We start from the raw sequence: 26,463 nt of genomic DNA, 5'->3' as shown, positions 1-26,463 counted from the left end.
CGCCTTCGGTCAGGAGGTGGGGAAATCGGAGCGTTGCACAAGAAGGTTCTCCAGTATCAGGGCATCGAGCGGGATGTGGCGCATCAGCGTCAGGGCTTCGCCAGGGGTATGGACCAGGGGTTGGCCATGGAGGTTGAAACTGGTGTTCAACACCACCCCATGTCCGGTTCTTTTGCGGACCTCCCGAAGCAGTTGAAAAAAGAAACCATCCTCGGGCCGCACCATTTGGGGCCGACAGGAACCATCGATGGCGGCGACCTGGGCAAATTTTTTCAGGAAGTGCGGACGAAACCGGTATCCCATGGTCATGAACGGATTGACCACGCCATCGAAATCGGCCAACAGCCGTTGCGCTTCTTCTTCCAGCATCGACGGGCAGAAGGGTTGATACCAGGCGCGTCGTTTGAGGATCAGGTTGAGACGGTCCTTGATGCCATCGTGGTCCGCCGCGGCCAGGATGGAACGGTGTCCCAGGGCGCGCGGTCCGTATTCCATCCGTCCCTGAAACCAGCCGATGATCTTTCCCTGGGCGATCAAGTCTGCCGCCGTCGCTGCCCGGTCGGCAACCGGGGTTCCGGAAACGCCCGCCGTGGCGAGTGCCGTTTGGAGTTCATCCGTGCCGAATTTTCGTCCCAGATCGAGATGTGACAATGGGTGGATCGGGAGGGCGGGGGCCACCTGTCGTTGCACCAGCGCCGCGGCCCCTGCCGCCAGACCGCCATCGCCCATTTGGGGAAAGATGAAACAGGGGTGTCCCAGACGGCGCAACCGTTCGTTGAGACGGATGTTGGAAAACACCCCGCCGGAAAGGGCAAGGTTTTTCTGTCCGGTCGTAGCGATGATCCGGGTGGCCCATTGTTCGGTCGCGATTTCGAGGGTGCGTTGCGCCATGGCGGCGAAACGTTCCCAGGAGGTGGACCACAGAATGGAACGCAGATACTGGATCAACCGTTCGCCATGGAGACGACCGCGGAGGGTCAACCCTTCGACGCGGAACAGGGAGCGCAATGGGTTGTCCGGGTCGGCGATCGGAGGGGCATGATCGCTCAGGGCCATGACTTTGCCTTCGTCCTCCAGTTCGCGCATGTTGAGCAGGTGGGTGACGTGTTCGAAGAACAATCCCAGGGAATCCTGTCCGGCGATCGTGGCCAGGGGATGTAATGTTCCGTTGTCGAGGCGCCAGGCGCTTCCAGAGAGGCCATCGCCCACCCCGTCCAGGGTCAGGACCGTGGCTGCATCCATTCCCGAAAACCAGGCGGCGGTTGCTGCGTGGCAGGGATGGTGCAGGCACAGATGAAGGGGAATGTCGTTGATGCCAACCGTGGCGAGCGATCGTCGCAGCAGGAACAGGTTCAGCCGATCACTTCCTGGAACGCGGGGCCATTGGGTGATGTGGTATTTTATCCGATGGCCGATCCGGTCGAGGCGGGTTGGAAACTGCAAACGGCGGCGGAGCTGGTAATGACGTTCGCGGGTGGCCGGGATGAGGCGGGCCAGGGTTTTGGCGACATCGCAGGTCGCGACTGCGACATGGTCGATTTTTTCGGGAGAAATCGAGGCCAGGGAGAGGCATTCACCGATGGCTCGATGGGGAAAACAGGGTTCCAGTTTGCGGCGGCTCAATCGTTCCTCGTTGACTGCAACGACAAGTTGCCCATCGATCAGGAGTGCCGCTCCCGCGTCGTGTCCATCCCAAAGGCCAAGAATGATCATGGATCTCCGTCATTATGAAAGAAGGGGACTGCCTGGAGGGGCTTCCTTTCAGGTACACAATTCGACGATCAGGGAAAAAAGATAGCGCCACCAGACCCGTGACAGGCGAATGCAGGAACGACCGTGAAGACGGGGATGTTCATGGCTGGGGACCTCGGCGATGCGTCCACCCGCCTTCAAGGTTTTCATGACCATTTCCTGCTCGATGGTCGTCGTGTTTTCCCTGAGATCGAGTACCCGAAGCAGTTCGACGCGAAAGGCGCGAAAGCCGTTCTGACTTTCGCTCAACCGCACCTTGAAACGCCAGTTGATCAGGGCAGTGATCAGGGCGCTGCCGGCCAGGCGGAAAAATTCATCGAAACCGCCATGAAGTTCGCTGGAACCGCCGATGAGGCGGGAGGCCTGAACGTGGTCGGCACGACCTTCGCGGAGGGGCGCGAGCAGGAGCGGAATGTCCTCCACCACATGAGACCCGTCGGCGTCGATGAATACCACCAATGGGGTGTTCAGAAGGCCGATGGCGGCGCGGATGGCCCGCCCCTTGCCGGGTCGCGTCACCTTTTCGACCCGGGCCCCGGCACGCCGGGCCAGTTCTTCCGTGCCATCTTCCGAGGCGGTATCCATGACCAGGACATGGGGGGTCAGGCGCAGACAGCGGGAGACGATGTCGGCGATGGTCGGGGCCTCGTTGCGTGTTGGAATGACGATCGTGAACGGCAAAGGGGCAGAGTCCGCACCGGGAAGATCGCATGGGGGTGTGTTGTTCAAGGGTCGGTGACCGAAGCGGCTGGGGACGATGGGATGGGGTGGCGTGGTCCACCGGCTGCGGGAGATGGTCTTGATCGTGGCGAACGCCAGAATCCGGCGAGAATGGATGGATAGGCCTCGCACGGGGTCCAGCATCCGGGACAGCGCTCGTCGCGTACTTCCTTGCGGACACCACTGGAGGCAGCCAGAATCGGTTCGAGATGAAACCCGTCGCGGCGCAGATTGCCCAGGGGACGGTCCCAGATACTGCACGGATAGACCGTTCCATCGGCGGAGAGGAATAACGATTCCGCCAGCGCCTGGCAGGGGAGGGGGGAACGTCCGGTCGCCAGAAAATGGTTGACCAGGCCCAGATACCGCCGCTCCAGATGCGCAATGGGATCGAAGGAGCCGCCAATTCCCCGGCGAAACAGGTGGACCTGGTCCAGAACCGCCGCCTCATGGCCCTGGAAGGGGGGGGATTCGCCCCGGGTGCGGTAGTAGTGGGACGAGCGGTGGTACAGGTTGAGATGAAAGTGATGCAGGGTGACCTCCGGGAACCGTTGCCGTACCGCAGCGACGGTGGCGGGAAAGTCTCCCAGATTCCAGGGGCTTGCCGTGAAACCGAAAAAAATGCGGAACGAGGCGCTCGTCAGCCCTTTCAGGGCCTGATAGACCTCCATGGCCGCCTGCCAGTTGCCGGCGACGCCGCGGATGCGGTCATGGACTTCGGGCGGTCCATCGAGGCTGATGGTCACGGTGAAAAGGTCGGCGGCCAGGGCGTTTATTTTTGTCACTCCGGAGGCTGTCCGATGGGGATCGACGGCGTTGGTGGGAATGTGCAGGTGAAAACAGCGGCGGCTGTGATGCAATGCGATCCGGGCGATGTCCACGGCATCGTCGCGCAGAAAAAACTCGCCGCCGGTCAGATCGAGCCATTGAAAATGAGGATTGACCGAAAAAAAATGTTCAATCTCCTCCAGGGAGAGTTCATCGACCGCGTCGTGGCGCCAGGTGGCGCAGCTGCGACAACGGCTGTTGCACCGCGCGGTGACGGCGAACGTCAATTTGTACGGGCGAATCGATTCGAAAAGGGCGCTTTTCAAAATTCGTCCGGCCAGAAAAAGGCGGTTGCGCATGACGAGGCGAACCTTCACGGTTCTCTTGGATCCATGAACAATGGACAAACGGAATGGAGCGGCGGAAAAAACCGTTTCCGGAAGAGATTATCCATGTCGTGTCCGACCGTCCAGGGGAATCCGATTTTATGGCGGGGGCGTTTGCGAAACGCTCCCTGCCGCTTCTATCGATCGCCGGATCGACCGGGTCCTTGGTGGCGGGCTGTGCAACCGGTTCAAGGCATTTTTTCGGAGGATTTGTGAATCATCTCCGTGTGTGGTGGCGCGGCTTTTTTGGATCGCGTTTGCGGATCAACATGGTCTCCACCGTGGTGACCAATATCATCAATATCCTTGTGTTGGCCCTCGCCTATCCGGTCTACCTCCACTTTCTTGGCTATGAACTCTATGGCGTCTGGCTTTCCCTGGGGGTGGTGCTGGTCTTTGCCCAATTGGGTGACCTGGGGATTCGTACCGCCATCGTCAAACTGGTGGCCGAAGCCCAGGGGCAGGAGGATATGGCGGCGATGGGGCAATATGTCCTCATGGCGCTGATGCTGTTGACCGTTTCGGGCAGCCTTGTCTTTCTGTCGATCCTTGGGCTGCGAACATCGATCATCCAATGGTTTCGTTTTCCTGGAGAACTGACGGCCATCGCCCAATGGTTGCTGCCCTGGATTGGACTTCTTTCGGTCTATGTGCTGATCGTTCAGGCGCTCAAGGCGGTCGTGGCGGGACTGGGACGGATGGACCTGGCCAACGCCATCGAGACGGGGGGGCGGGTCGTCACCATCGTCCTTTCCATTCTCTTGTTTTTTTTGGGTTGGAAACTTGAAAGTTTGCTGTTGGCCTCATGGTTGTCGCATTGTGGCCAACATCTGGCAGCCATCCTTGTGATCCGTCGCCTTTCCAGCCTGCGCATCCTTCGTCGCGCCAACCTTGACCGGGCCAGGTTTCGCGCCATGATCGACTTCAGCGCCCTGGTCTTTGGCGGCGCCCTGGTTTCCATGCTGTTGGACCCCTTCAATCGGATGATGATCGCACGCTGTGTCGGGGTATCCGCCATTCCGGTCTATGACATCGTCTACCGGGTGGCCAATCAATTGCGGTCCGTGGTCGCCGAGGGGATGCGTCCCTTGTTGCCCGAGTTGAGCCGGATGGCCAACGACGGCGGGCGCCGGGAGCGGATCGGACACGTCCAGCGACGTTTGCAGGGATTGGTTCTGCTGCTGATTCCGTTGTTTCTCGGGTTGTGGTGGTTTTCGGATGCGGGATTTGAATTCTGGTTGCGGCAGGGTTATTCTTCCGAACTTGCCCAGGCGTTCGGCATTCTGCTCCCGGGGATCTGGGCCAATCTGGCCGGCGTCCCCGCCTATTATACACTCATGGCCATGAACCGGGCCGGCCTGTGTTTCATCGCCCACGCCATTCAGGCGCTGGTCAACGCCGCTCTGGTCCTTCTGGCATGGAACGGGTTCGGGATGCTCGATGTATCCATCGTTTGCGCCGCGGTTTCCGTGGGGTATGTTCTGTCCACTCTTTTTCTCCTGAAACATGGCCGGATACCTCCGCATGAGCGCCACCCTGGCATGGTCGCCTGAAAAAGTTGGACGTTCCAGGGCGTTTTGACAAGGATCGATTCGATGACATTCATTTCCGCTTCCGGGAAGGGCGTTCACCGCCACACCTTCGATTCGGGAAACCCCCTGGCGGAACGAAACACCCGCTACGCCGCTTTTCTGACGCTGGCGATGATGGTGCTGGAGATCATTGGCGGCTGGCTCACCAACTCGATGGCATTGCTTGCCGACGGCTGGCACATGAGTTCCCACGCCCTCGCCCTGGGACTTTCGGTCCTGGCCTATCGGGCGGCACGGCGGTTTGCCGAGGATCGCCGGTTCAGTTTCGGCTCGTGGAAGATTGAAATCCTCGGTGCCTATACCAGCGCCATCGCCCTGGCGGGCATCGCCGCCATGATGCTTTATCATTCCCTGGAACGACTCCTGGAACCGGCCCCGATTCATTACGATCAGGCCATGATCCTTGCCTTCGCGGGTTTGTTGGTCAATCTTGCCTGTGCCTGGCTTCTCAAGGACGAGGACCCTTCCGAGAGACAACACGCGCACGTTGCGCACAGCCATCATTCCCTGGACCAATATCGTCAGGTTGCCGATTCGGCAGGGCATCGCCACGCCCACACCCATGCCGGAGAACATCACCATTCGCACGCGCATGATTCTGCAAACGGCCATGCCCACGACCTGAACCAGCATTCCGCCCTCATGCATGTCCTTGCGGACGCGGTGACCTCGGTCCTGGCGCTATTGGCGTTGATGGGGGGAAAAATGTGGGGCGCCAACTGGCTCGATCCGATGATGGGGATTGTCGGTTCGGTGTTGGTGGCGGTGTGGGCGGGACAACTCCTGCGGGCGACGGGGCGGATCCTCCTGGATGCCGAAATGGACCATCCCCTGGTCGAGGACATCGAAAAAACCCTTGCCGGAAGTGGCATCGACCACACCCTGTCCGACCTTCACCTGTGGCGTGTCGGGCGGGAAATGTATGCCTGCATCCTCGTCCTGGAGACCATGGCGCCGATCGAACCCTCGGCAATCCGCGATCTGCTGCGTGATCATCGGCAACTGGTGCATGTCACGGTCGAAATCAATCCGCGGCGCTTGCAGGATTGCCCGGACGATTCTTGTTTTCAAGGGAGGAGCAGCGCTCCCGAAGGTCCCAGGGTAAACATGGGGGCCCAGGTGATTTCCCAGGGGTGGCCGTCGGGGTCGGCGAAATAGGCAGTCCGGCCACCCCATGGGGTGTCGATGGCGGCGTGCAGAAGTGTTCCCCCAAAGGCCAGGACGGTGGCAAGGTTCTGGTCCACATCCTGGCGTTCGGGTACGTTGATCCCCAGGGTGATGCCACCGGCGACGGGAACACATCCGCCCTTGCCTGAATCTTCCAATAGAGATGCCATGGGATAGAGGGCGAGGGCCATGGAGCCGGTCTGGAAAAAACAAACCTGGTCGCAACTGGCCATCGAGGCCCGCCAGCCCAGGCTTTCGTAGAAGGCCCGCGACCGCGACAAATCGTGAACGCCCAGGGTGACAAGAGAAAGACGTTGGTCCATGAATGGTTTCTCCCGAAGAAAGATGGAACGTGTTCCGTGATGGCAGGTCGGGGCTTCGCCCCGGACCCCAACCAGGGGCTTTGCCCCTGGACCCCACCAGGGGGATGATCCCCCTGGACCCGCAATAGTGGCCGTGATTTAGTGTTCATCCTGAAGCGAATGACGCTTCCAGGTCGAATCGGTCTCCCGATCCAGGGCCGCGGCACTCCCCACAACCGCGTAAGAGGCTTCTTCGGGTCTCAGGTAATCCCCGCCGACCCGGCGCAAATCTTCCAGAGTGACGTTCAGGACCGCCGCGCGATACCGGCCCCTGCGCTCGGGGGTGCGACCATGAAGGGTGTCGTGGAAGGCGCGTCGCGCCTCGCCCGCCGGCGATGCGGGACGGTCGATGGCGCCGATGACCCCAAGAATGGCCTCCTCCAAGGCCCGGGGCGGATGCTGGCCCTCGTGGAGCCATTCCAGGGAACGTTGAAAATCGGCGATCGTCTCGGACAGCCGCGGATCGCGGTAGGAATAAAAACGGAAGGAACCGGTGTCGGAATCGTAACCCGCTCCCCCCCCATAGGCGCCGCCACGCTCGCGAATGGCACGGTGCAGGAATCCGTTCTTCAGATATTGGCCAAGCACCGACAGAACCGGGGCATCGGGATGGGAAAATGGGACCGAACGATTGACCCGGGCACAAAAATTGACCGTGGTGACGATTTCCCATCCCTGATGCGTCATCACCCGCACCGGCCTGGGACGCAACGGATCCATTCCGTCGCCAGGCCCCCCATCCGCCCACATCCGTCGCAAGGTGTCCTCCATTCCCGGAAAATCTTCCTGTTCGCCAACCACCAGCAGTTGCCGCGGCCCCTTCAGGAGAATCTCCTGGATCGCCTTGAAACGGCTGCACAATCCATCGAGTTGCACGGGGTCGTCCAGTGATTCGTCCAACTGCTTGAGCCGGCGAATCGCCGACATGCCGCTCCAACGTTCGTGAAGCGTTCCCGTCGGACTGCTTGCGGCGCTGGCGGCGCTCATGGCCAGAACGTGGCCGTTGTCATTGACCCGCATTTCCGCCCCGGCGCGAAACTGGGCGATCAGTTCGCGAATCCGGGTCCGTTCGTCGAACCGGGCCGCAAGCAGGGTGTCGTGAATCAATTCCGCCAGGTGCGCCTGGTTGCGGGTCAATGCCTTGCCATACACCGAGAAGACACAACGAAAATTGCCTGTTTCCAGGACATCGCCACGCACCGAGGTCCGGGCGCCGATGCCGCCGCTGATGGCCGACTGCCACGCCTGGGTTTCCAGATAATCCCTGGCGCCCACTCCGACTTCCGCCAGGCTTGAAGAAAAAAGTGGCAGCAGGTCGAGCAGTTCATCCGTCATCTCCGGGACATCCAGAATGACCTGATGATAGACGAGGCGGTTGGTCGGACGGTCGAAATGGGTCAGGGGCAAGGGAAAACCGGTCCGCGCCGAACCCACCGGAATGGCCGGAGTGGGGGGGATGTCGGCCAGGGTGACCCGCGGCAGCACCTCCGAATCGTCTTCCTGTTCCTGGCGCTTCCGCAGATCCAGGGCAAAACGCTGGAGATGTCGGATTTCCTCTACGGTCATTTTTTCCTTGAGCTGGGCAAGGCGGTCCGCCTCCTTTTGCGCCAGACGGGCGTTCAGGGTGGTGTCGGGCGTCAGGACCACCCGGACCCGGTGGGGATTGTCCAGGATCCATTTCCGCGCCAGGTCCTTGATAAACTCGGGATGGGTGATCTCCTCGCGCAGCCGTTCGAGAATCGGATCCAGCGCCAGCCCCGACACCGGATCCCCGCCATGCAAGGCCGCCGGCAGGGCCGTCAGCATGAGTTTCAAACCATACGGCAAACCATCGCCGCCGATCTCCCGTCGCGACAGCTCCAGTTGATGCAATACCGCCGCGACCCGTTCCTGTTCCACCCCTTCCCGGGCCACCCTTTCGATGACCTCCAGGATTCCCTGTTCGACCGCATCGGCATGTTCCGGTTCCGAGCCCTCCACGCCACAGGCAAAGACCATCTCCCGACCCGAATCGTCCAGTCCGCAGATGGGAGAGGGGGCGGTTCCGAGGTCGGTGGTTTCGAGAAACTTCAAGAGCGGCGATGAACTGTTGTCCAACAATACCCCGTTGAGCAGATGCGTTTTGAGCAACAGTTCCTGATCGACGCTCTCTCCCAACAGCCAGCCGACGACCACATGGGTCCGCTCCGAGGTTTCCTCTTCGCCGTCGAGGGCATAGGTTCCCGTCACCCGCAGAGGTTCGTCGCGGCGCTGTTCGCGCCCGACTCCGAGATCCATCGCCTGACCCGTGAAACGGGACAACACCCGCTCGGCGAACACCTTCTGATGCTCCGCGGCGGGAATGTCGCCAAAGGTCATGAAGATGGCGTTCGATGGATGATAATGCCGGGCATGGAACTTTTTCAGCGCCTCCCAGGTCAGCTCGGGTATGTGTTCCGGATCGCCGCCGCTGTTGAAATGATAGGCGTTCGTCGGAAAGATGTGCCGCGACAGGTGTTCCCACAGGACCCGCTCGGGGGAACTCATCGCCCCCTTCATTTCGTTGAAGACCACCCCCTTGTAGACCAGCCGCGACGCCGGATCTTCCGGGTTTTCCAGTTCGATGCGGCATCCCTCCTGGGCAAAGTCCAGTTCGAGCAACTGTGGAAAAAACGTGGCGTCCAGATAGACATCGAGCAGATTGCCGAAATCCTTGCGCGATTGCGACGCGAACGGATAGGCGGTCCAATCGCTGGCGGTGAAGGCGTTCATGAAGGTCGAAAGCGAGCGTCTGAGCATCATGAAGAATGGATCACGCACCGGATACCGCTGGCTGCCGCACAGCGTGGTGTGTTCGAGGATGTGCGCCACCCCCGTCGAATCGGTGGGAATCGTCAGAAAAGCCACCAGAAAGGCGTTATGCCCATCATCGGTCGCCAGGTGAAGATGTCGGGCGCGGGTCTCCTCGTGGAGATGGGATTCCACGGTGACTTTCAAGGCTTCCACATGTTCCCGATGCAGGAGTTTGAAACCGGCGTTGTTCATGTCGTTCCTTTGGGGCTTCTTGATTGTTGAACCGGTTTGGCGCACCGGTCATTTTCGATGATTGGCGCCGGTCCTGGCACTGCCCGAAAAGGGCGATCGACGTGGGGACCATGCCAGACTGAAAACAATATTGTTTTTATCCAAGCAAAAGATGATCGAATCGCGAAACTCCGTTGAACATTCTCCGAGGGATTCATAGAATCAGAATTCGTTCGGCCATGCAGCATAAAAAATCATGCTGACCTATTGAAGGAACTCTTAAGCCTGGAATGAAGGAACCACGTCACTCCGGGTCATACCCACTCTTTTTTGCAACGCTTTCGGAGGTGAATCATGGTGGATGGGCAAGCCGCGGGCCAAACCATTTTGGTCGTCGGCGGCGGAATCAGTGGTCTCACCACTGCCGTTGAGGCTGCCGAAGTCGGATACAATGTTCTCCTGGTTGAAAAATCTCCCCATTTCGGAGGCCGGGTCGCGCAGCACAATAAATATTTTCCCAAGCTCTGTTCTCCCACCTGCGGCTTGGAGATCAACTACCAGCGCATCAAGAACAATCCGCGCATCCGTCTGATGACGCTCGCGGAAGTGGAAGAGATCACCGGATCGACCGGCGCCTTTACCGCGAGGATCCGGCAACATCCGCGCTTCGTCAACCACAAGTGTACCGCGTGTGGCGAATGCGCCAAGGCCTGCACCACCGAAGTGGACAATCCCTACAACTTCGGCATGAACAAGGTCAAGGCCATCCGCAACGATCATTTCATGGCCTTCCCCAGCCATTTCTACATGGATCCCGATTTTGCCGCCACCGACGAGGCGCGAAAACTGGTCGAGGTCTGTCCCGTTGGCGCCATCGAACCGGGCATGCAGCCGGTGGTCATCGAGGAAAAGGTGGCCAGTGTTGTCTGGACCACGGGCTGGAAACCCTACGATGCGGAAAAAATCCAACCCTACGGCTTTGGCCGTTTCGCCAACGTTACCACCAACATGCGCTTCGAACGGATGGCCGACCGGTTTGGCCCCACCGGAGGCAGGATCATTCGTCCCTCCGACGGCAAGGAGGCGCGGAATGTCGCCTTCATCCAGTGCGCCGGCTCCCGGGACCACAACTATTTGCCTTTCTGTTCGCGGATCTGCTGTCTGGCCTCGATGAAGCAGGCCACCTATGTTCGTGGTCTGTATCCCGATTCGAAGGTGACCATCTTCTATATCGATCTCAGGGCCATGGACCGCTACGAAGCCTTCCAGAAAATGGTGGAGGCCGATTCCCAGGTCCGGTGGATCAAGTCCAAGCCGGCCCGTATCGATGAAGATCCCAAAACCGGCAATCCCGTGGTCGTGGGTGAGAATACCCTTACCGGCGTCCGCTACGAGGAACCGTTCGATCTTGTGGTTTTGGCCACGGGAATGGAACCCAATTCCGCGACCACCTCCAGGGTTCCCCTGAAGGAAGCCCGTTACGACGATTATGGCTTTGTCGTTTCGGGAGGCGGACTTTTTTCCTCGGGTTGCGCCAGTCAACCTTCCGATGTGTCCGGTTCGGTCCAATCGAGCACCGCATCCGCGCTCCGGGCCATTCAAACAGCTGTGCATGCAAAGGGATAAGGGAACGATGGAAAAAAAGATCGGTTGCTATATCTGTACCGGCTGCGGCATCGGGGAGGCCCTGGATGTCAAGGCGCTCGGCAACGTCGCCGCCAAGGAACAGAAAATCCCCGTCGTGAAAAATCATGAATTCCTTTGCGGCAGCGAAGGAATCCAAATGATCCAGAAGGACATGTCGGCGGAAGGGGTCAACGCCCTGATCATCGTCGGCTGTTCCCACCGGGTCAAGACCGAGGAATTCCGTCTGGGGGTTGCCCAGATGGATCGGGTGGACATCCGCGACAAGTGCCTGTGGGTCCTCGATGTCCCCGAAGGAAACGAGACGGCGGAGGAAGACCGTCAGATGATGGCCGAGGACTACGTCCGCTGCGGATGTGTCAAGGTCAAGAAGATGAACCAACCCAATCCTTTCGCGGCGTCGACGCCGTTTTCGAAGGATGTCCTGGTGGTTGGCGGCGGGATTTCGGGGTTGACGGCGGCACTGGAGGTCGCCCGGACCGGTTACAATGCGCTTCTGGTGGAAAAGGAGGAGACCCTGGGCGGCAAGGTTGCCCTGATGCACAAGGTATCTCCTGCCCGCGCCCCCTACAACAAACTTGAGGAAAATCCCCTGCCCAAGCTGTTGGCCGAGGTCAAGGGCAACAAACACATCCGCATCATGAACAACACCGTGGTCCAGAAGACCGTCGGCGCCCCAGGGTTGTTCGATGTCACCCTCAAGAACGGTTCCGCGACCTCGGTGGAACGGGTTGGCGGCATCGTCATCGCCACGGGTTACCGCTCTTACGACCCGGGCAAACTGGACAAGCGCCTGGGATACGGTTCTTCTCCCGATGTCCTGACGAGCATGGAATTCGAGGAGATGGCCAGGTCGGGCAAAATTGTTCGCAAGTCCGATGGCAAACCCGCCAGGCGGGTCGCTTTCGCTCTGTGCGCCGGTCAGCGCGATTCGAGCCATCTGGAATATTGTTCCGGTGCCTGCTGCACCTATTCGCTCAAACAGGCGTTGTATGTCATCGAAAATCATCCCGAGGCTTCCGCCTATCTGATCTACCAGGAAATCAGGACTCCGGGGCAGATGGAGGATTTCTACCGCAAGGTTCAGAACGAGGGGGGGATTTTCATCAAGGGGGACATCGGGCAGGTTTCCCAGGCCCCCTCGGGATTGACCCTGGAGGTGGATGACAAACTGTTGCGCCAGAAGGCCAAAATGGAGGTCGATCTTCTGGTCCTGGCGACCGGGATGGAGACCACCGTCGATACCCAGGATCCCAATTCCGCTTCTCCGGTCGGCAAGCAGGTCGATGATCTTCCGGGATCGGTGCTCAATCTGCAATACCGTCAGGGACCGGGTTTGCCTTCGTTGAAGAACAATTTTCCCGACTCCCATTTCATCTGTTTTCCCTATGAAACCCGGCGCACGGGAATCTACGTTGCCGGCCCGGCCCGGCGTCCGATGGGCATTTCCGCTTCGACGACCGATGCTGCCGGCGCGGCCTTGAAGGCGATCCAGGTGGTGGAATCGGTTGCCCGTGGGGCTGCGGTCCATCCGCGCGCGGGCGATCTTTCCTTCCCTTCGTTCCGGGAAGAGGGGTGTACCCAGTGCAAACGTTGTACCGAGGAATGTCCGTTCGGGGCGATCAACGAGGATGAAAAGGGCAATCCTCTGTTCAATCCAACCCGGTGTCGCCGTTGCGGCACCTGCATGGGGGCCTGTCCGCAGAAGATCATCTCTTTCGCCAACTATTCGGTGGACATGATCGGCTCCATGCTCAAGGAGATGGAAATCCCCGAGGCGGACGATGAAAAACCGCGGATTCTCGTCTTTGCCTGCGAAAACGACGCCATTCCTGCCATCGACATGGTGGGACGCAATCGCACGCCGCTTTCGCCCTACATTCGCATCATCCCTTTGCGCTGCATGGGATCGATGAGTCTGGTGTGGATCGCCGATGCCATGTCCAAGGGGTATGACGGTGTTCTTCTGATGGGATGCCGGCATGGTACCGATTACCAGTGCCACAACGTCCGTGGTTCGGCCCTGGCGGAAATCCGCCTGAGCAAGGTCTCCGAAACTCTGGATCGCCTGCAATTGGAATCGGATCGGGTGAAGATGGTGGAGGTCAACATCATGGACGCCGAGACCCTCCCCAAGGTCATCAATGACTTTGTGGCGGCAATCAGTGAACTGGATCCCAATCCTTACAAGGAATTCTAATCCCGATCAACGGTTGCGCCCCGCTCGATCCTCCGCTTTTTTCGGGTTTTTCGAGCGGTGGCGCGATTCCGACTGGAGAACAATCGATGACATACGACCTGACGTTCGCCAAAGAGGTCTATCAGAATTCGGAAGAGGGGCACTGGATCAAGATGTGCATGCAGTGCGGCGTTTGTGCCGGATCCTGCCCCATGGGCTTTCTTGGGGCCTGGACCTATTCCCCGAGGCAGCTTTTTCAGATGGTCCGCGCCGGAATGCGCGACGAGGTATTGACCAGTTCCGACATGTGGATGTGTACCTCCTGTTACAACTGCATTGTCCGTTGCCCGCGCAATCTTCCCATCACCCATATCGTCCATGGTCTGGCCCGTTATGCTTCGGTTCAGGGCAAGGCCAATCCCAAACAACCGACCCATCAGTTCGCCAAGGACATTTTCTGGGAAAACATCGTCGCTACCGGTCGGGTCGGCGAGGCGGCCCTGACGATGAAACTGTATTTCAAGGATGGCATCGGCGAAGGGATCAAACAGGGATTGGAAATGAAGGATTCGGCGTTGGGCATGTTGAAGGCCAAACGTCTCAAACCCCTCCCTTTCCGTGGAAAAATAAAGGGTTATCCCGGATTCAAAGCCATGTTGAAGAAGGCGTTTGAACTTGAAAATCAGAAGGAGGGCAAGGCATGAAGGAGTATTCGTTCTTTCCAGGTTGCAGTTCGGAACACAACGCCTCCGCGGCCAATCTGGAGACCTCCGTGCAGTCGATGTGCCGGATGCTCGACATCAAGCTCAATGAAATCGATGATTGGAACTGTTGCAGCGCCTCGATCGGTTATGCGGGGGGCGGTGTGATTCCCCGTTTGTCGTTGTCGGCGCGCAATTTTGCCCTTTCCAGGCAGCAGCAGGGGGAGCGCGATCTGGTTGCCACCTGTGCTGCCTGTTGGCTTTCGATGCGCGAGACCAACGAGCGGCTTGATCATGATGACGAGTTGCGGGGAAAGGTCAATCTTGCCCTCAAGGAGGGGGGACTTTCCTATGAGGGGGGGATCAAGACCCGGCACATGGTTGAGGTCCTTATCGAAGACATCGGTTGGGACGCCATGAAGGGCAAGGTGAAAAAGCCGTTGACCGGACTGAAGGTGGCTGGTTATGTCGGCTGTCAGACCAACCGTCCTTTTGGCATTGCCGGGGATTCCTTTGAAAATCCGCAATATCTGGATCGAATGATCGAGCTGACCGGGGCCACGGCCATTCCCTTTGCCAAAAAGGTTGCCTGTTGCGGTGGGGCTTTGATGTTCTCGGAGCAGGAAAAGTCGTGTCAACTGACCAGGGAGATCCTTCAATGTGCGGTGGATGGGGGGGCCGAATGTGTTGTCACCCCGTGTCCTGTCTGCCAATTGAATCTTGAGGTCTATCAAGGCAAGATCAATCAACTCTTCGGGACCCGTTTCAAGATTCCAATCCTGTATTATTCGCAGTTGATGGTGTTGTCCTGGGGGGGGAGTTGGAACGATGCGGGCTTGCATCAACAGGTGGTGCAACCCGATGTCCTCAAACCCTTTGCCTGATTGCGGATGGGTCTGGGAAGGGGCTGGCCCCTTCCCTTGGATGTGCCTGCGGGAAGAAGGCGTCATCAATCCGGGAAAACGGGGAACCCCACCATGTCGCTCATGTTCGATTCGCTGGCCTACGCCAAAAGATTGAAAGCCGCAGGCGTTCCCGAGGCCCAGGCGGAAATACAGGCCGAGACCATCGTCGAATGGATGGAAGACCGGCTGGCTACCAGGCTGGAACTGGAGCAGGTCCATGTGGATTTGAAGCGGGACCTCAAAGAACTGGATACGAAGGCCGAAGTCCGGCTCAAAGAACTGGATACGAAGGCCGAAGTCCGGCTCAAAGAACTGGATACGAAGGCCGAAGTCCGGCTCAAAGAACTGGATACGAAGGTCGAAGTCCGGCTCAAAGAACTGGATGCGAAGGTTGAGGTTCGGCCCACCAGGCTGGAACTGGAGCAGGTCCGGGTGGATTTGAAGCGGGACCTCAAGGAACTGGATACGAAGGCCGAAGTTCGGCTCAAGGAACTGGATACGAAGGTTGAGATTCGGTTCAAGGAAATTGATGTCCGGTTCAAGGAAATTGATGTCCGGTTCAAGGAACTTGATGCCAAGATCGAGTCGGTCCGGTCGGAGTTGAAACGAGATATCAAGGAACTTGATGCCAAGATCGAGTCGGTCCGGTCGGAGTTGAAACGAGATATCAAGGAACTGGAGCAACGCATGGTGATCAAGCTCGGAAGCCTGATGGTCGTGGCTGTCGGGGCCATGGCCGCTCTGGTGAAACTGCTTTGATTTGAACACGGGAATAGAGCAATAAGCGTACCGGATATCCTCTTAATTGAAATCATAATGAGGATCGTTGCCGGTCCCCGTGACTTCGCTGCGCAGCGCCATGCGAACATTGTGAATTCGATTGAGTGAAGCCCGTTCCACCGCCACCCACAAATCATCGATGACAAACTGTTCATTGGCCGCCGGGATGCGCTGCACCGACCGGAGAATCCACTCGTTGATGGAATCGGTGGGTTTGCAGTTGAGATGGATGTCGCCGAAATATTCATGGACGCGGCGCATTGTCACTTTTCCCTCGGCCAACAATTCGCCGTCGGGGGTCGGGTGGAAAAATTCTTTTGGCGTCTCCTTGTCGTCATAGATTTCCCCCACCAACTCTTCCACCAGATCTTCCAGGGTACAAAGCCCGCGCATGTTGCCAAACGGACCGACGACGATGACGGTCCGTTCCTTTTTCTTGCGAATGCTTTCGAACAATTCGTCCACCCTCTGGTTGACCGGGACGAACATGGGGGTATGGGCGATGTCCATCAGGGAGACATCCCAGCGATCGGCATGAATGGCCGAGAGAATGTCGCGCAGATGCACCACCATCGTGATGTCGTTGGTATCGCCGGTGTGCAGGGGGATGCGGCTGTGGCGATGGGAAAGGATTTCACCCAGGGCATTGCGAATGGTGCGGTTGCCATCCATGGTGACCACCTCGGCACGGGGAATCATGACATCGCCGGCCCTGAGGGTATCGAAAGCGAAAATCCGTTTGATCATCTCCCGTTCATCGTGTTCGATCGTCCCCTCGTTGGCCCCGTGGTTGACCATGCTGACCACCTCCGACTCGGTGACCATCGGTTCGGCCTGAAGATTGAAATGGGATTGCAGCCAGGAGGTGAAGTGTTCGAGCAGCCAGATGATGGGACTGACGATCCGCCCGAAAAACAGAATCACGGGGGCGACGGTCAGGGAGATGGACGTGGAATGGTTGACGGCGATCGTTTTTGGCGTGATTTCGCCGAAGATGAGAATCAACAGGGTGAGAAACCCCACGGCCAATCCTGGTCCGAGTGTACCGAAATAATGTGTGGCCAGTACGGTTCCAATGGCGGAGGCGGCAATATTGACCACATTGTTGCCGATCAGAATGATGGCCAGCATGCGGTTGGGATTTTTCTTGAGCAGGTAGAGCGCTTTGGCGCCCCTGCGTTTTTCCCGCAAGAGCGCTTCGACCCGGATTTTCGAAAGGGAGACCAATGCGATTTCGGCACCGGAGAAAAAAGCGGACAGCGACAACAGAACCAGCAATACGACAAGATTGGACACGCGATTGAGCCGATCAGATGAGTTATGAAAGTAAAGATCTATTTTTTGACAAGCCTAGCATGGGTCGATGAAATTGTCAAGATTGGTTGCCGCTGCCGAACACTTGGATACCCAAGGAAAAAATTATTGGAACCTTGGGGCGGCGTGCCGTCATTCCAAAGGAAACACCTTGTGAATGATTTTGCCGAAGGCTTCCGGATCGAGGGGACGGGAAAACAGATAGCCCTGGGCGATGGGACAGCCACGCTGAATCAGGAAGCGGGCCTGGCGGATATTTTCGACCCCTTCGCCAATCACCATTCTTTTCAGGCTGTTGGCCAGGGACATGATGGCCTCGACCAGGACGACGGTTTCGGGATCGGAATGGTCGTCGGCGACGAAGGCGCGATCGATCTTGATGCCGTTGACGGGAAGTCGTTTCAGGACACTCAGTGAGGAGGATCCCGAGCCGAAATCATCGAGCCAGAGATCGACGCCAAGATTGACGAGTCGTTTGAGCATGGCCATGGCCCGGGGTTCATCCTCGGACAGGATGTTTTCGGTGATTTCAAGGACCAGGGCAGTCGGAGGCAGGCCGGTTTCGGCAAGGATTTCCGGAATTTTATCGTCGGTGGACAGCTCACGGCACCGGGTGCAGGACAGGTTGACGGAGATGAAAAAGTTTTCCAGCCTGAACTGTGTACGCCAGGAATGGGCCTGGGTGCAGGCGGTGCGAATGGCCCACTCGGTAAAATGGGCGATCATGCCGATTTCCTCGGCCAATGGGATGAAAATGGCGGGAGAGATATTGCCACGGCGAGGATGGATCCAGCGCAGGAAACTTTCCGCGCCGATGATCGTGCCTGATTTAAGATCGACGATGGGTTGATAATGGATCTGGAGTTCGTTGCGTTCGAGGGCGCGGTGCAGGTCCTTCTCCAGTTCCATGCGTTCGAGCGCTTCGGCATGCATGTCGGGGGTGAAGAACCGGTAGGCGTTGCGCCCTTCGGTCTTGGCCCGGTACATCGCGGTATCGGCGTTTTTGAGCAACGTTTCCAGTTCGGTGGCATCGTCGGGAAAAACGCTGATTCCCAGCGATCCGGAGATGAAGGCTTCCTGTCCTTCGAGGATGAAGGGCATGGTCAGTTGTCGCAGGATTTCGGCGGCGACCCGTTCGGCATGGGGTCCGCGGGCCATGTCGGGAAGGATGGCGGTGAATTCGTCGCCCCCCATCCGTGCCACGGTATCGGATTGACGCAACGATTTCTTGAGCCGCGCGGAGACCTCGCGCAGCAGTTCATCGCCCGCGGCGTGTCCCAGGGTATCGTTGACCCACTTGAAGCGATCCAGATCGATGAACATCAGCGCCACCCGGCTTTTGGCCCGTTTTGCCCGGATCAACTCGCGATTGAGGCGATCCATGAACAAGGTGCGATTGGGCAGTTTGGTCAGGTTGTCGTAGTTGGCCTGATGACGGATCCGATCTTCGTTTTCCTTTCTGCGGGAGATGTCACGAAACAGGGTACATAGCAGGTCAACGGACTCCAGGGTGATCATGGTGGTCAGGGACTCGATGGTCACCTTGCGATCGTCGAAACGGACAAGTTCCATTTCCGCGGGCCAACCCTGCCCTCTGGGTCCCGGATCGCTCGCGATCGATTCTTGAATCCGTTTCCAGGAGTCGGGGGGGAAAAAGGATGTCAAAGGTTTGTCGATCAGCTCGTACCGATCCTGGGCGCCGATGATTTTGGCGGCGATGTCGTTGGCATAGAGGATCATCCCTTCAGCATGGACGAAAACTCCTTCGGGCAAGGCATCGAGAAGGGTTTGGCAGAATTCCCGATGACGGGTTGGATCGACCATGGGCCTGGACGGATCGTGACAGGACATCCTTGATTCAACCTCCTGAAGATCGATTGATGAATTGGATTGATAATTGCATTTTGCAAATCATGTATCGATGATTGAATATGATGATCACTCAAGCCTTGTTCTTCATATTATTTTCACTATGGAAACACAAGGATCGCCAAGCATGGTACGTTCTCCCGCGGGCCTGGCCCCGTCGGGGGCAACCGATCAGGGCAAGGATTGCGAGCGATGACCGCGTTGGCCATTCTGATTGCGCTGATTTCCCTGGCGCTTGTCTTTATTCCGTTGTTGGGGGGGTATCTGACCCTGATCCCGGGCCTTCTTACGTTGCTCCTGCCTGGCCGGCTCCATTGGGCCGCACTGGCGATTGGCGGCATGAACGTCATCAATATACTGTTTTTGTCGCCCATTCTTCGGACCAATGCCGTCGTGGGCGTGGAACATCGTGATTACAAATGGGCGATCATCTATCTGGGGCTGGCGTTGTTTCAGGGGATCGTGGCATTGGTGGTCCATTTTCGCCATGCGCATGAAAAGGCCGAGAAGGAGCGACGTTTCCATGCCATGACCGCGGAGGAAACGCACGGGACGAGGGGGCAATCTCCTGGGAACAAGGAATCGGATTCTCCGCGCTCCATCGTGATCCTCACCCCTCCCGTTCCGGTCGAATCGCCACCGGTTTCCCGTCAACCTTATTCCGCGCCCCGGGAGGCCGTCAAACAGGAAATCGGCGCCGCCAGGTCGGAGGATGTCTCGAAGTCGTCCCCGCCCTCCCGTGTCGTCGTGCCTGAAAAAAACGCGCCCCCCGATGTCGGCGGCCACGGAATGGAACGGCGGGACCCGTCTGTCTCAACCCGATCCGATGCCAAAAAAGATATGGCCACTTCCGTCAACACGGGTAGCCCCTTCCCTGTTCGGCGACAAGACAAGCCTTCCGCCGCCAATCGACCCGCCACCACGGCAGGAAATCCCTCTTCCGCGACGCCGCGCTCCCAGGCCCGGTCCACCGCCACCGCGCCAGGAAATGAGCCTTCTTCCGCGACGCCGCGCTCCCAGGCCCGGTCCACCGCCACCGCGCCAGGAAATGAGCCTTCTTCCGCGACGCCGCGCCCCCAGGCCCGGTCCACCGCCACCGCGCCAGGATCCGCTCGTGATCGACAACAGCCCTCCAAGGACGACAAACCCATCCGTCGGCAAGGCCCGTCATCAAGGACATGAGCGTCACCGGCGAGACGGTGTCATCGATGCCTTGGGACAATTCCTTGCATCGCGTTGATTTTTTTGAAGGGTTTTCTTTTTTGTCCGTGTCCGGATCGATCCTCACTCCCCGATTTCATGCCCCTCCTTGGAGATTTTGGCCATTTTTCGCAGCAGGGCGGTATTTCTTTCGGACAGTTGTTCCAACTGTTCGACCACCTTGCGATTGAGGGCGGAATTTCGTTCCGACAGCTGAATCAGTTTTTCATGATTCATCCGGTTGCTGGCCTCGTCGCGATCGGACAACTGTTCAAATCCCGTGGAGGTCATGCGCAACAGCGCATCATTACGGTGCGACAGTTGTTCCATCTGGACATCCATCCGTCGCAGAAGGGCCGCGGTCCGTTCCGAAAGCTGTTCCACATTGTCCTGGGTCATGCGCAACAGGGCGGCATGCCGTTCCGACAATTGCAGCAGACGTTCCTCGACGGAGGTCTCGAAGGCAGTCTGTCGTTTTTCCAGGCGTTCCAGCCTTTGTTCGAGTTCCTGTTGTTCCGGAGCGGATTCCTCCGTTTTTCCCTTGTGTTTTCCTTTTCCCGCCATGAGTTTCATCCTTAAATGAAGTGTATCGGAAGATGAAAAAGAAAAATAAACAATAGCACACTGTGTAACTTGAGGATTTCGTCCGTTTTCCAAAATGTGACCACGTTCAATGAAGATTGCCAGAAAAAGGGAGGTGACGGAAGTGTTTTTTCGGGGAAAGGGGTCTGGCCGGGGGTATTGCCTTTTTGTTTCATTGGGAGTCGGATTGAAGTATGTTTTCGACCAGCTTGTAAACCGTGGTGCTTCCAAGTGTACGTGGCCAGTCGGTGCAGGGAGGATTGTCGCGCAGTCTGGAGCGGCGGATGGCTTGATCGATCCGGTCGTGGGTGATTTTGCGTGTGTCGATCTTCTTGTCGTAACCGGGAAGGTGCCGCTTCAGCCGGTCGTTGCAATTCCGTGACGACGTGATGCCGGTACCGTCTTCGAAATGGAGCAGCAACCAGTATTCAAACCTGGGGTTGCTGAGGGCGAATCCGTAATTGTCGCGTGCCTGAGCCCAGGCATGAAGCTGGGCCAACTGTTCGTCGGTCCACTGATCCTTGTCCACCACGAGCCAGGCCTCGTCGGTGGATCGCAAATTTTCCTGCCGGAGGTGATCTTCCATCCGCTTCAGAACTTGCGGTGGGGCGCTATCGTGACTGCCTTTGAGGCAGTTCACCCGGATCACTGAGTGTTGGTCATTGAAGATGGCGAAATACCGTGGCTCGGTCTTTACGCCTTCCACCGCGATCACGAACAGTCTGCGGTAACGACGCTCGCCAAGTGGTCTTTGGAATGTGCGTCTCTTTGGTGGCATCAGTCATTCCCCTCACTGATCCTCGGTGAGGCAGGGATTGACCAAAGCGTTTCCCAGGAGAATTCTGGGAGTTCCACCCAGGCGCCCTTGCAGGTAGCTCTTGCGGATATCCTTGTCGTACCGGACATCCTTGTATTCGCTGAAGGATCGCAAGTTCGAGGTCCCGGTGGCATCTCTTTCGGTGACCCACATTTCGTCGCGGCGCAGGAGTTGCTGATCCATGAGCAGAACGTCATGGGTGGTCAGCAGCAATTGTGTTCTGGTTTCCGTGGAACAGTTGCTCAGGTACGCCTCAAGCAATTTGCGTGTCAACAGCGTGTGCAGGCTGCGGTCGATCTCGTCGATGACGTAGACCTTCTTCGAGGCATGGACCGACAGATCAAGAAACGCGGGCAACAAATCGATCACCCGCTGGGAACCGTCCGACTCCTGACGGACCTCGAACTTCGCCTCCGTGCCGTCCGCTTGCGAATGATAGGTCACCAGTTTCTTGGCGAGCAGTTCGCCATCTTTGCGGGTTACCACGAATCGTTCGTTGATTGGCAAGGTCAGCAGACGAACGGCTATGCCTTCCTTCATATCTTCTTGCAACCTGGTCTTCAGGGGCTCGGGCAATGGAATGTTCTCGAATGGGATCGTTTCGCTCCCCAGGTGCGCGATGCCGGTGTCGAGCTGCGGCAGCATCTCGTTCATGGTCGCGTAGAGCGGATGGCTATCGTCAAAGAACCTCTCGAACGGTTTGAAGCGAGAGTCGGGCGCAACCAATTCGAGCGTATCCTTGAACCAGTCGTAGACCGGTCGGAACTCGTCAACCTTTTGCGAGACCGAGTTGGTCAGGAACAGTTGGTTGTCCCGGGTTCCCTTGAAGGCAAACTGGAGAAACTGGTTCTTGGCCAGGGAATTGTCAAAGTTGGGTTTTCCGTCCTTGTGATGGTAGAGCACCTTTTCACTGGCGCTCGTAATGGCTACCAGCTTCTCTTCCAGAACTGCTTTGCGGGTCACCACGAAGCTGAACTCGTAAATGATTTCGTCGATCAGCAGCTCGAAGCCAAATCGTGACGGCTGTTCGGTTGCTTTGGCGTCCAGTCTGAATGGCTCGACAAGGATCCGACTGTCGGGCTGGGTGCCCTTGACGACCAGATCCTTGGCAAAACTCAGGGCTTTGAAAAAATTGGTCTTGCCCGATGCGTTGCCGCCGTAAATTGCCGCAACGGGAAGAATTCTTGTCTGATACTTTCCGAGTCTGGAAACCCTGTTTCCATGCTGGCGCTCCCGGCTGGCGACCATCGAAAAGGTGACTTGGTTGCGGAAAGACATCCAGTTTTCGAGTGAACATCTGACGATCATCTTGCCGCATCCTGTAAGCTGGATTGTTAAATAGATCACGCCTTTAATGTAGCCAGTGTCGGCACGGAAGTCAATCTTAAAGAGAAAAAATCTCGTTAAACATGAATATGGCTGGCTTTGTACTCAATGTTTTTGATGGGGGCGACATCCCTGGGACAGTGAAATTCCAGGGCACGGTTGCTTTTGGATATGCACTAAAAACAGGCATTCGACCATGCACTGCACAATGGTTGCCCATTTTTTGTGCGTTCAAGGGGTTGTTTTGAGGGACAATCGGGTTGATCGCTGGATTAAATTCAATTATTTCATGATGTTTGATCGATGGCACGGCAGTTGCGGATAAAAATCTCAAGGAAAATCGGCAACTGCCCCGAACCTGAGGATGCGACGGCGGGGCTTCTGGTCAGGAGAAGGATATGAAATGGGTGATCGCAATCATTAAACCGTTCAAACAGGATGACGTTCGAGAGGCCCTCATGGCGGTTGGCGTTACTGGAATGACCGTTTCGGAAGTGCGGGGGTTCGGACGGCAGAAGGGCCACACCGAACTCTATCGCGGCGCCGAGTACCAGGTCGATTTCCTTCCCAAGATCAAGGTCGAGGTGGCGGTCAACGACGAACTCCTGGACCAGGTGATCCAGGCCATTCGTGCCTCCGGGGCCACCGGAAAAATCGGCGATGGCAAACTTTTTGTGCTTGATATCGAACATGCCGTCCGCCTGCGGACGGGGGAAACCGGACCGGGTGTCCTTTGAAACGCAAGGAGAAACATCATGATGTATCTGAAAAATAACCGGCTGCTTTCCTCCGCGACCGTGCTGCCGGTCCTGCTTTTTCCCGGCTTGGCCCATGCGGAAAGTGTGCTTAATTCGGGTGATACCTCCTGGATGCTGACCTCCACCGCTCTGGTGCTGTTCATGACCATCCCCGGGTTGTCGCTGTTTTATGCCGGCATGGTGCGGACAAAGAATGTCCTGTCGGTGCTGATGCAGTGTTTTGCCATCACCGCCCTGATGACGATTTTGTGGACCATCTATGGGTACACCCTGTCGTTTACCGATGGTGGCGGACTCAACGACTGGATCGGTGGCTTGGACAACCTGTTTCTGCTGGGCATTGGCATCGACTCGCTCAAGGGAACCATTCCGACGACCGTGTTCGTCATTTTCCAGATGACCTTCGCCATCATCACCCCGGCGCTGATTGTCGGCGCCTTTGCCGAGCGGATGAAATTTTCCTCGATGCTGGTCTTCCTGACCCTCTGGATCACCCTTGTCTACGCACCGGTTTGCCATTGGGCGTGGGGTGGCGGTTGGATGGGAACCAAGGGGGTTCTCGACTTTGCCGGCGGCACGGTCGTTCACATCAACGCCGGCATCGCCGGTCTGGTTTCCGCCCTGGTTCTTGGCCGCCGCAAAGGGTATCCGACCATGCACATGGCGCCGCATAATCTTCCCCTGACCGTCACCGGAGCCGGCATGTTGTGGGTGGGGTGGTTTGGATTCAACGCCGGTTCGGAACTGGCCGCCGACGGTACCGCCGGCATGGCGATGGCCGTCACCCAGATCGCCACTGCCACCGCCGCCTTCGTCTGGATGGCCATGGAATGGATGAAACATGGCAAACCCAGCGCCCTGGGTATCGTCACCGGCGCCGTGGGGGGACTGGTCGCCATCACCCCCGCATCGGGTTACGTTGGGCCCATCGGCGCCCTGGCCATCGGCGCGGCCGCCGGCATCTTCTGCTTCCTCGGCGCAACCTCCCTGAAGCGGCACATGGGTTATGACGATTCCCTGGACGCCTTCGGAGTTCACGGTATCGGCGGAATCATCGGCGCCCTCCTGACCGGCGTCTTCGCCGCAAAGGAAATGGGCGGGAAAGGTTTTGCCAGCGGCATTGAAAGCATGGGACAACAATTGACGGTACAGGTCATCGGCATTCTCGCCACGACCATCTACTGTGCCGTGGTCACCTTCATCATCCTCAAGATCGTCGGGGCCATCATGGGGCTCCGGGTGGACGACGAGCAGGAAACCATGGGGTTGGACATCTCGCTTCACGATGAACGAGGCTACAACCTGTAACAAGGCCGCTCCCGCAACACCACGCTTCACTCCTTGGGTCACATTCGCCGGGATCTTCCACTGGATCCCGGCTTTTTTCTTTTAAAAAAGTGAACCGTTCTTCCGGGGGACGGTTTTATTTTGCCATCCAGTTGGATTATGATCCGGATTTCGGTTGCATGCCTGGGCGCGAGGATCGGATTCCTGCCCGATCGCGTTTCCCGGTTTCCCTATACGTTTCTTCAAGGATCGGCAGTGCCTATGAACATGTGTCGCGCGAAGGTGGGAAACGTGGCTTTTGCCGCTGTTTTCTTCATGGTTCTCCTGGTCCTGCCGCGTCCGGCCCCCGCCGAGTCCCCCGCCGAGTCCCCTCCGGTTCCCAGGCATCGGTTCACGCTGGTGACCGATCCGCATGATGCCTCGGTGCGGATTCATGAACGGGCCGAACCCTATACCGCTCCCATCGTCCTTCCGGAGGGGCGGTATCATGTTTCGGTGACAGCCCCAGGCTATGTCTCGGAACATGGGACGGTCGAGATCAAGGGAACGGACTGGTCCGGTCTGGTACGTCTGGTCCCCGCGAAAACCGGGGATCCTTCCACCAGGGACAAAAACACCCTTGATGCGGAATGGGACAAACTGCGGCGCGAACAGGAGCGATTGACGGCAGAAAAAGAGGTGCTGGAGGGGCGGGGGCGTCAATTGGCCAAGGATGAGGCCCGCCTTGCCGATGCCTTGAAAAAATCGGAAAAGGAAAATCGCGAACGCCCGGCCCAGGGAACCGTTGCTTCCCCTGTTCCGGATGGGTCCGCGTCAGCGTCGGGGACGCCGGACATCAAGGAGGAAATCCGGCTGGCCATGAACCATCTTCAGGAAGCGCAGTCGCGGCGGAAAGGCAATGAATCCGCCATGAAGGAACGGATCGATCGACTGCTGGCCGTCGCTCCCAACGATCCTGAGGTGCAGAGGGTCAAACAATTGTACGGCGAACGCTACATGATCTATGTCGGCACCTTCGCCTCGGAACAAAAAGCCGGTGAACTCGAAACCCGATTGCGTGCTTTGACGCTTCCCTCTTTCCGGCAGGAATTTCAGATCCAGGGGCGGAAAATGATGCGCGTCTGTGTCGGCCTGTTTTCCGGACGTCAGGAGGCCATGAATGCTTTGTCCCTCCTGCAACGTGATTTCAACGTCCCGGACGCCATCGTCCGAAAATTCCGGAATTGAAACATCCGTTCGCTTTCCTGGCCCAGGGAAAATATCTCTTGCCTTCGGTCGAGGGAAAACCGTATGGTGTTCCCGAGGAGAGGAAAGGATGCGGGCCGGGTCGGGAATGGTTTTCCATCCTTTC

Annotated in this window: 21 protein-coding genes; 11 read left to right on the top strand and 10 right to left on the bottom strand. The window is 57.9% G+C overall.

Going from position 1 to position 26,463, the window contains the following annotated elements; all coding sequences use genetic code 11:
- Window positions 1–9: 9 nt before the first annotated feature.
- The 3 genes from HQL76_09725 to HQL76_09715 are packed head-to-tail and all read right to left on the bottom strand — an operon-like array spanning window position 10 to window position 3,617.
- Window positions 10–1,713 (bottom strand): hypothetical protein, encoded by a 1,704-nt coding sequence (locus tag HQL76_09725; protein MBF0109444.1) that lies wholly within the window; start codon window positions 1,711–1,713, stop codon window positions 10–12.
- 48 nt (window positions 1,714–1,761) lie between these two features.
- Window positions 1,762–2,433, bottom strand: coding sequence for a glycosyltransferase (locus HQL76_09720; GenBank protein ID MBF0109443.1), 672 nt, complete (start codon window positions 2,431–2,433; stop codon window positions 1,762–1,764).
- A 44-nt stretch (window positions 2,434–2,477) separates the two neighbouring features.
- Window positions 2,478–3,617 carry a radical SAM protein gene (locus HQL76_09715; GenBank protein MBF0109442.1) on the bottom strand — a complete coding sequence of 380 codons (1,140 nt, stop codon included), beginning with the start codon at window positions 3,615–3,617 and terminating at the stop codon, window positions 2,478–2,480.
- A 35-nt stretch (window positions 3,618–3,652) separates the two neighbouring features.
- Here HQL76_09715 and HQL76_09710 point away from each other — a divergent pair, with 35 nt between their 5' ends.
- Window positions 3,653–5,179 (top strand): oligosaccharide flippase family protein, encoded by a 1,527-nt coding sequence (locus HQL76_09710; GenBank protein ID MBF0109441.1) that lies wholly within the window; start codon window positions 3,653–3,655, stop codon window positions 5,177–5,179.
- Window positions 5,180–5,221: 42 nt separating this feature from the next.
- The gene (gene dmeF, locus HQL76_09705) at window positions 5,222–6,376 is read left to right on the top strand and encodes a CDF family Co(II)/Ni(II) efflux transporter DmeF (GenBank protein MBF0109440.1); all 1,155 of its coding nucleotides are present in this window, start codon (window positions 5,222–5,224) and stop codon (window positions 6,374–6,376) included.
- Here dmeF and HQL76_09700 read toward each other — a convergent pair.
- Window positions 6,286–6,708 (bottom strand): VOC family protein, encoded by a 423-nt coding sequence (locus HQL76_09700; protein ID MBF0109439.1) that lies wholly within the window; start codon window positions 6,706–6,708, stop codon window positions 6,286–6,288. The genes dmeF and HQL76_09700 overlap by 91 nt on opposite strands.
- Window positions 6,709–6,846: 138 nt before the next feature.
- Window positions 6,847–9,771, bottom strand: coding sequence for an insulinase family protein (locus tag HQL76_09695; GenBank protein ID MBF0109438.1), 2,925 nt, complete (start codon window positions 9,769–9,771; stop codon window positions 6,847–6,849).
- 333 nt (window positions 9,772–10,104) lie between these two features.
- On the opposite strand from HQL76_09695, the gene HQL76_09690 reads away from it, so the two are divergent.
- From HQL76_09690 to HQL76_09670, 5 genes are all read left to right on the top strand, one after another.
- On the top strand, window positions 10,105–11,376 hold the full coding sequence (locus HQL76_09690) for a CoB--CoM heterodisulfide reductase iron-sulfur subunit A family protein (GenBank protein ID MBF0109437.1): 1,272 nt from the start codon (window positions 10,105–10,107) through the stop codon (window positions 11,374–11,376).
- Between the two features lie 7 nt (window positions 11,377–11,383).
- Window positions 11,384–13,594 (top strand): FAD-dependent oxidoreductase, encoded by a 2,211-nt coding sequence (locus HQL76_09685; protein MBF0109436.1) that lies wholly within the window; start codon window positions 11,384–11,386, stop codon window positions 13,592–13,594.
- Between the two features lie 86 nt (window positions 13,595–13,680).
- Window positions 13,681–14,277, top strand: a complete 597-nt coding sequence (locus HQL76_09680) for a 4Fe-4S dicluster domain-containing protein (GenBank protein ID MBF0109435.1) — start codon at window positions 13,681–13,683, stop codon at window positions 14,275–14,277.
- Window positions 14,274–15,158, top strand: coding sequence for a CoB--CoM heterodisulfide reductase iron-sulfur subunit B family protein (locus HQL76_09675; GenBank protein MBF0109434.1), 885 nt, complete (start codon window positions 14,274–14,276; stop codon window positions 15,156–15,158). The genes HQL76_09680 and HQL76_09675 overlap by 4 nt, the downstream gene beginning before the upstream one ends.
- A gap of 93 nt (window positions 15,159–15,251) precedes the next feature.
- Window positions 15,252–15,938, top strand: coding sequence for a hypothetical protein (locus HQL76_09670; protein ID MBF0109433.1), 687 nt, complete (start codon window positions 15,252–15,254; stop codon window positions 15,936–15,938).
- A 42-nt stretch (window positions 15,939–15,980) separates the two neighbouring features.
- Here HQL76_09670 and HQL76_09665 read toward each other — a convergent pair whose 3' ends face one another.
- Window positions 15,981–17,255: an HlyC/CorC family transporter gene (locus HQL76_09665; protein ID MBF0109432.1), complete on the bottom strand. Its 1,275-nt coding sequence runs from the start codon at window positions 17,253–17,255 to the stop codon at window positions 15,981–15,983.
- Between the two features lie 150 nt (window positions 17,256–17,405).
- On the bottom strand, window positions 17,406–19,124 hold the full coding sequence (locus HQL76_09660) for an EAL domain-containing protein (protein ID MBF0109431.1): 1,719 nt from the start codon (window positions 19,122–19,124) through the stop codon (window positions 17,406–17,408).
- 210 nt (window positions 19,125–19,334) lie between these two features.
- On the opposite strand from HQL76_09660, the gene HQL76_09655 reads away from it, so the two are divergent.
- On the top strand, window positions 19,335–20,324 hold the full coding sequence (locus HQL76_09655; GenBank protein MBF0109430.1) for a hypothetical protein: 990 nt from the start codon (window positions 19,335–19,337) through the stop codon (window positions 20,322–20,324).
- A gap of 102 nt (window positions 20,325–20,426) precedes the next feature.
- On the opposite strand, the gene HQL76_09650 is transcribed toward HQL76_09655, so the two are convergent.
- The 3 genes from HQL76_09650 to HQL76_09640 all read right to left on the bottom strand — a co-directional run bounded on the left by HQL76_09650 (window position 20,427) and on the right by HQL76_09640 (window position 23,049).
- Window positions 20,427–20,906 (bottom strand): hypothetical protein, encoded by a 480-nt coding sequence (locus HQL76_09650; GenBank protein MBF0109429.1) that lies wholly within the window; start codon window positions 20,904–20,906, stop codon window positions 20,427–20,429.
- A gap of 190 nt (window positions 20,907–21,096) precedes the next feature.
- Window positions 21,097–21,702 carry an RloB domain-containing protein gene (locus HQL76_09645; protein ID MBF0109428.1) on the bottom strand — a complete coding sequence of 202 codons (606 nt, stop codon included), beginning with the start codon at window positions 21,700–21,702 and terminating at the stop codon, window positions 21,097–21,099.
- 12 nt (window positions 21,703–21,714) lie between these two features.
- Window positions 21,715–23,049: an ATP-binding protein gene (locus HQL76_09640; protein ID MBF0109427.1), complete on the bottom strand. Its 1,335-nt coding sequence runs from the start codon at window positions 23,047–23,049 to the stop codon at window positions 21,715–21,717.
- A 416-nt stretch (window positions 23,050–23,465) separates the two neighbouring features.
- On the opposite strand from HQL76_09640, the gene HQL76_09635 reads away from it, so the two are divergent.
- The 3 genes from HQL76_09635 to HQL76_09625 all read left to right on the top strand — a co-directional run bounded on the left by HQL76_09635 (window position 23,466) and on the right by HQL76_09625 (window position 26,339).
- Window positions 23,466–23,804, top strand: a complete 339-nt coding sequence (locus HQL76_09635) for a P-II family nitrogen regulator (protein ID MBF0109426.1) — start codon at window positions 23,466–23,468, stop codon at window positions 23,802–23,804.
- Window positions 23,805–23,822: 18 nt separating this feature from the next.
- Window positions 23,823–25,133: an ammonium transporter gene (locus tag HQL76_09630; protein ID MBF0109425.1), complete on the top strand. Its 1,311-nt coding sequence runs from the start codon at window positions 23,823–23,825 to the stop codon at window positions 25,131–25,133.
- Between the two features lie 240 nt (window positions 25,134–25,373).
- Window positions 25,374–26,339 (top strand): SPOR domain-containing protein, encoded by a 966-nt coding sequence (locus tag HQL76_09625; protein ID MBF0109424.1) that lies wholly within the window; start codon window positions 25,374–25,376, stop codon window positions 26,337–26,339.
- Window positions 26,340–26,463: the final 124 nt, after the last annotated feature.

Source organism: Magnetococcales bacterium (genome assembly GCA_015228815.1).
In the GTDB taxonomy this organism is placed as follows: Bacteria; Pseudomonadota; Magnetococcia; order Magnetococcales; family UBA8363; genus UBA8363.
The sequence above is the reverse complement of the archived record's forward strand: the minus strand, read 5'-3'. Positions and strand labels throughout refer to the sequence as shown.